This window comes from Aeromicrobium sp., assembly GCF_025965075.1.
In the GTDB taxonomy this organism is placed as follows: domain Bacteria; phylum Actinomycetota; class Actinomycetes; order Propionibacteriales; family Nocardioidaceae; genus Aeromicrobium.
Map to the genome: position 1 here is coordinate 1 of NZ_JAOPXQ010000194.1, position 4,663 is coordinate 4,663.

Consider the following 4,663-nt stretch of genomic DNA (forward strand, 5'->3'; position numbering starts at 1 on the left):
ACGATCGTCTCGGCGATCGCGATGTCCGCCATGATCGGGACCGTGCTGCTGGTGCTCGCGGTGTTGACCGACAACAACATCGACGCCCGTCTGAACGACCAGGTCTCCGCCATCGCCGCCACCGTCCGGGTCGGGTCCGACGGGACCGTCACCGCACTCGAGACCCCCAGCGACCGGATCGACGACACCACCTGGGTCTACCGGGCCGACGGCAGCCTCGTGGAAGGCCCCCGCACCAGCAAGAGCGTCACCGCCGTCGCGGCGTCGCTTGCCGACGTGCGCACCGAGAAGGAGGTCACGCAGGACGAGCGGACCTTCCTCGCCGCGCCGGTCACCCGGAACGGTGCGGTGCGTGCCGTCGTCGTCGTGGCGGCCTCCCGCGAGCCGTACGAGGACACCCGCAACGCCGTCCTGCTCGGCCTCGTCGGTCTGGGGCTCACCGTCACCGCTGGATCGGCCGCCGTGGCGGCCTGGACCGTGCGCCGCACCCTGGCGCCGGTGCAGTCGATGGCGACCCGCGCCGAGGACTGGAGCGAGCACGACCTGGACGCCCGGTTCGACGCGACCGGGACCGACGACGAGTTCGCCCAGCTCGGCCGCACGCTCAACGTGTTGCTCGACCGGGTGGCCGGTGCGCTCCGCAACGAGCAGCAGCTCACCTCCGAGCTCGCCCACGAGCTGCGGACCCCCCTCACCGCGATCCGCGGCGAGGCCGAGCTGTCGTTGATGGCCGACCTCCCCGCGGCCGCCGCCGACCGTCAGCGCCGTGTGGTCGACATCGTCGACCGCATGAGCCAGACCATCACCTCGCTCCTGGCCATTGCCCGCGGCGACCACCGCGGCGACGCCCGCACCACCTCCGCCGACCTCGTGGCATTCACCCTCGACCACGGCCCGTCGGCCGAGGGCATCGTGATCGACTGCGCCGGGGTCACCCACGACGAGATCCCCGCCCCGCGCGACCTGGCCGCCCGGGCCCTGGCCCCCGTCTTCGAGAATGCCGTCACCCACGCCGCCGGTCGGGTGGAGATCAGCTCGCGGGTCACCGATCGGGCCGTCGAGATCCACGTCAGCGACGATGGCCCGGGGATCACCACTGACGACCCCGAGACCCTCTTCGAGTCCGGCCGACGATCCGCCGACAGCATGGGTGCCGGCCTCGGGCTCACCCTGTCCCGGCGGGTGGCCCGGAGCCTGGGCGGCGAGGTACGCATCGCGTCCCTGTCCTCGCCGACGACATTCGTGGTCAGCTTCCCGCGCTTCTGACCCGGCAGTCAGGTTCCGGGCAGGTCACCGCACGCAGGGTGTCCACATGAGCCCTTCACCCCTTCCTGCCGTGCACCGCTCGACGACCTATGTCGAGGCCGGCGCGTGGACCCGCGGCCTGCTGAACAAGGTGCCCCAGGTCACCGTGGTGTTCTGGGTCGTCAAGATCCTGTCCACCACCGTCGGCGAGACGGCCGCGGACTTCCTCAACGAGAACGTCGGCCTCGGCCTGTCGGCCACCACGGCACTCATGGCGTTGCTGCTCGCCGCCGTGCTGATCGTCCAGCTCTCCGCCACCCGGTACGTCCCCTGGATCTACTGGCTCGCCGTCGTGCTCATCAGCGTCGTCGGGACCCTGTTCTCCGACAACCTGGTCGACAACCTCGGCGTCAGCCTCTGGACGACCACGGCCATCTTCGCCGCCGGTCTCGTCGTGTCGTTCCTCGCCTGGTACCGCTCCGAGAAGACGCTGTCGATCCACACGATCGTGACCCGCCGCCGCGAGGCGTACTACTGGCTGACGATCCTGTTCACCTTCGCGCTCGGAACCTCCGCCGGCGATCTCGTCGCCGAGAAGCTGGCCGTCGGCTACCTCCCCTCCGCGCTGGTCTTCGGAGCGGTCATCGCCGCCATCACCGCCGCGTTCTACGGACTCAGGGCCAACGCGGTCGTCGCGTTCTGGGCGGCGTACATCGTCACCCGCCCGTTCGGCGCCTCGATGGGCGACTTCCTCACCGCCTCGACCAAGGACGGTGGGCTGGGCATCGGCACGAACGGCACCAGCGCACTCTTCCTCGCGATCATCGTCGCCTGCGTCGTCTGGTTCACCGTCCGGCAGAGGCAGGGCGACCGGCTGCCCGCAACCGCCTGACCCCCTCCCCCCATTCGACCCGTCCGGCCCTCCCCCGGGGCCGGGCGGGTCCTCACATCCCAAGGAGCACACCCATGCCACTCACCCTCGCCACTCCGCGACGGCTCGCCGGCCCGGTCACCACGTTCGCGGCCGCCGCAGCGGCGTTCGCCGGTCTCACCGACGCCGCGTCCGAGGGGAACGGGGTCACCCGCGTCGACCCGTACATCGCCGCCGACGTGCTGCCCCTCAGAACCGGCGCCCTCACCGCCATCGCGCACACCCTGACGTTCCTCGGTAGCGAGATCGTCGTCAGCGTGGCAGCGCTTCTGCTGATCATCGCCCTGCTCGATCGCCGTGGGGCTCGGTACGCCGGACTCGCTGTGTTGGCCATGGCGCTGTCGGCCGCTCTCACCGTCGGCATCAAGCTCGCGGTGGGGCGTGACCGTCCTGGCGTCGCCGATCGTCTGGGGCCCGTCGACCACACCTACTCCTTCCCCTCGGGGCACACCCTCAACTCGACGGTCTTCCTCGGCCTGGTGTGCCTCCTGGCCGTCCCGCTGCTCAGCCGTCCCTCGACCAGGCTGGCGGCGTGGGCGGCGGCGGCTCTTCTGGCCGTCGGCGTGGGCTCCAGCCGGGTGTATCTCGGCTACCACTGGACCACCGACGTCCTCGCCTCGTGGATGGTCGCGATCATCCTGCTGACCGTCGTCCACGTCGCCGAACGCTCGATCGCCCGGGGCCGATCCAGTCAGGCAGCGATCAGGTGATCCCCGTGACGGTGGACTCATGATCGCCGCACTGACCCCTCTGCTGTACACCCTCGGTCCGGCGGCCCTGCTGCTGGTCATGGCCGTCGTGTTCGCCGAGAGCGGTCTGCTCGTCGGATTCTTCCTGCCCGGCGACTCCTTGCTGTTCCTCGCCGGGGCCCTGGTGGCCGCCCATGTCATCGGCCTGCCGATCTGGCTGCTGGCCGCTGGGGTGTTCGTCGCCGCCGTGGCCGGCGACCAGGTCGGCTACCTGATCGGGCGCCGGTTCGGGCCCCGGCTGTTCTCCCGGCCCGACTCGAGGCTGTTCTCACAGACCAACGCGGAACGTGCGCAGCGGTTCTTCGACCGCCACGGGCCCAAGGCGGTCATCCTGGCCCGTTTCGTCCCCGTCGTCCGCACCTTCGTCCCGGCCACGGCCGGCGTCGGACGCATGGTTCGTCGCCGGTTCACGACGTACAACCTCGTCGGAGCGGCGGCGTGGTCGATCGGCATCGTCGCCGCGGGCTTCTTCTTCGGGGGCATCCCGTTCGTCGCCCACCACATCGAGCTCATCACGATCGGGCTGGCCGCGTTCTCGGTCGTGCCGGCTCTCGTCGCCTACGGACGGAGCCGGTCAGATCAACCGACGGCGACCATCAGCACCACGACACCCGCCACGCCGTAACCGCTCCAGCGGCCACCCGCCGCACGGTCAGCGGCCGGGCTTGACCCCGTGAGCTCCGTCGACCCACTCCCGACCCTCGTCGCGGTGCTGCTGCTGGTCGGGATCACGCTGATCACCCTGGTGATCGCCCGGGTCTTGATGCACGTTGACGCCGTGGGCGCGATCGCCCGGGCCGCCGTCCAGCTCGTCGTGGTGGCACTGGTCATCGCTTGGGTGTTCCGTCATCCCGAAGGAGTCGTCCTCTACCTGCTTGTCATGGTCGTCGCCGCGACCGCGGCGTCCGCGCGCCGCATCCGTTGCGGCTAACGGCTCGCGCCCGGCGTTGGTCTGGCGATCGCCGTCGGCGCGGCGGTCGCGGTGGTCCCGGTCCTGGCCAGTGGCGCCCTCGCGCTCGACTCACGGACCGTTGTGCCGTTCGCCGCCCAGATCGTTGGAGGCTCGATGACCGCGGCCTCCCTGACCGGTGCCCGGCTCCGCGACGACGTCGCGAACGACTGGAGCCAGGTCGAGGGGTGGCTGGCACTCGGTGCGACGCCACGCCAGGCCGTCGCCGGCTTCGGCCGCGTCCCCGTCGACCGCGCGCTCATCCCCGCCGTCGACCAGAACCGCAGCGCCGGTCTGGTGACGCTGCCCGGCGCCTTCGTCGGACTCCTGCTGGGTGGCGCCTCCCCCGCCGAGGCGGCCGCCATCCAGCTGCTGGTCCTCGCCGGACTGATCGCCGCCGAGACGGTCGCCGCGACTCTCACCGCGTACCACCTCGCACCGTGGCTCGGGTCCGGGCAGCCGACGGTCACCGACCACTGAGAGGGGTTCGAACCCACGCTACCGTCTTGAGAGTCGAAAAAAGACCCGATGGGACAGTCATTGTCACTGCTGTTTTTCATTGAAATTGCAGTATATTTCGACGATTACTAATTTGGACATTTGTGGCACTTTACGACACTTTCGGATCATTCTGTTGCCCCAGTGTTGCCCGAGAAGTACATCTCCGGCGAACGCGACATACCGCCCAGAATGCGGCATTGCAGGCTGTTAAGCGCGGCGCCGGATGGCCGGTCGAGCTTCGATGTGTGTACCCCTCTCTCGAACAAAGCCAGCGCACCTGCGAAGTTC

Annotated in this window: 4 protein-coding genes and 1 pseudogene; all 5 read left to right on the forward strand. The window is 69.8% G+C overall.

From position 1 onward, the window contains the following. A partial coding sequence (locus JWQ91_RS11765) for a HAMP domain-containing sensor histidine kinase (protein WP_297784095.1) occupies nucleotides 1-1,266 on the forward strand: 1,266 nt, incomplete at its 5' end. Between the two features lie 46 nt (nucleotides 1,267-1,312). Beyond that, nucleotides 1,313-2,137 carry a hypothetical protein gene (locus JWQ91_RS11770; RefSeq protein ID WP_297784098.1) on the forward strand — a complete coding sequence of 275 codons (825 nt, stop codon included), beginning with the start codon at nucleotides 1,313-1,315 and terminating at the stop codon, nucleotides 2,135-2,137. A gap of 74 nt (nucleotides 2,138-2,211) precedes the next feature. Further along, nucleotides 2,212-2,886, forward strand: a complete 675-nt coding sequence (locus JWQ91_RS11775; protein ID WP_297784101.1) for a phosphatase PAP2 family protein — start codon at nucleotides 2,212-2,214, stop codon at nucleotides 2,884-2,886. 19 nt (nucleotides 2,887-2,905) lie between these two features. Next, nucleotides 2,906-3,550, forward strand: coding sequence for a VTT domain-containing protein (locus JWQ91_RS11780; protein WP_297784103.1), 645 nt, complete (start codon nucleotides 2,906-2,908; stop codon nucleotides 3,548-3,550). 84 nt (nucleotides 3,551-3,634) lie between these two features. After that, nucleotides 3,635-4,354 (forward strand): annotated as a pseudogene (locus JWQ91_RS11785) (ABC transporter permease). Nucleotides 4,355-4,663 lie beyond the last annotated feature (309 nt).

What these genes read in the sequence shown, in the direction of transcription:
- JWQ91_RS11780 (WP_297784103.1), top strand. Translation starts at nt 2,906, where the DNA reads ATGATCGCCGCACTGACCCCTCTGCTGTACACCCTCGGTCCGGCGGCC.
- JWQ91_RS11775 (WP_297784101.1), top strand. Translation starts at nt 2,212, where the DNA reads ATGCCACTCACCCTCGCCACTCCGCGACGGCTCGCCGGCCCGGTCACC.
- JWQ91_RS11770 (WP_297784098.1), top strand. Translation starts at nt 1,313, where the DNA reads ATGAGCCCTTCACCCCTTCCTGCCGTGCACCGCTCGACGACCTATGTC.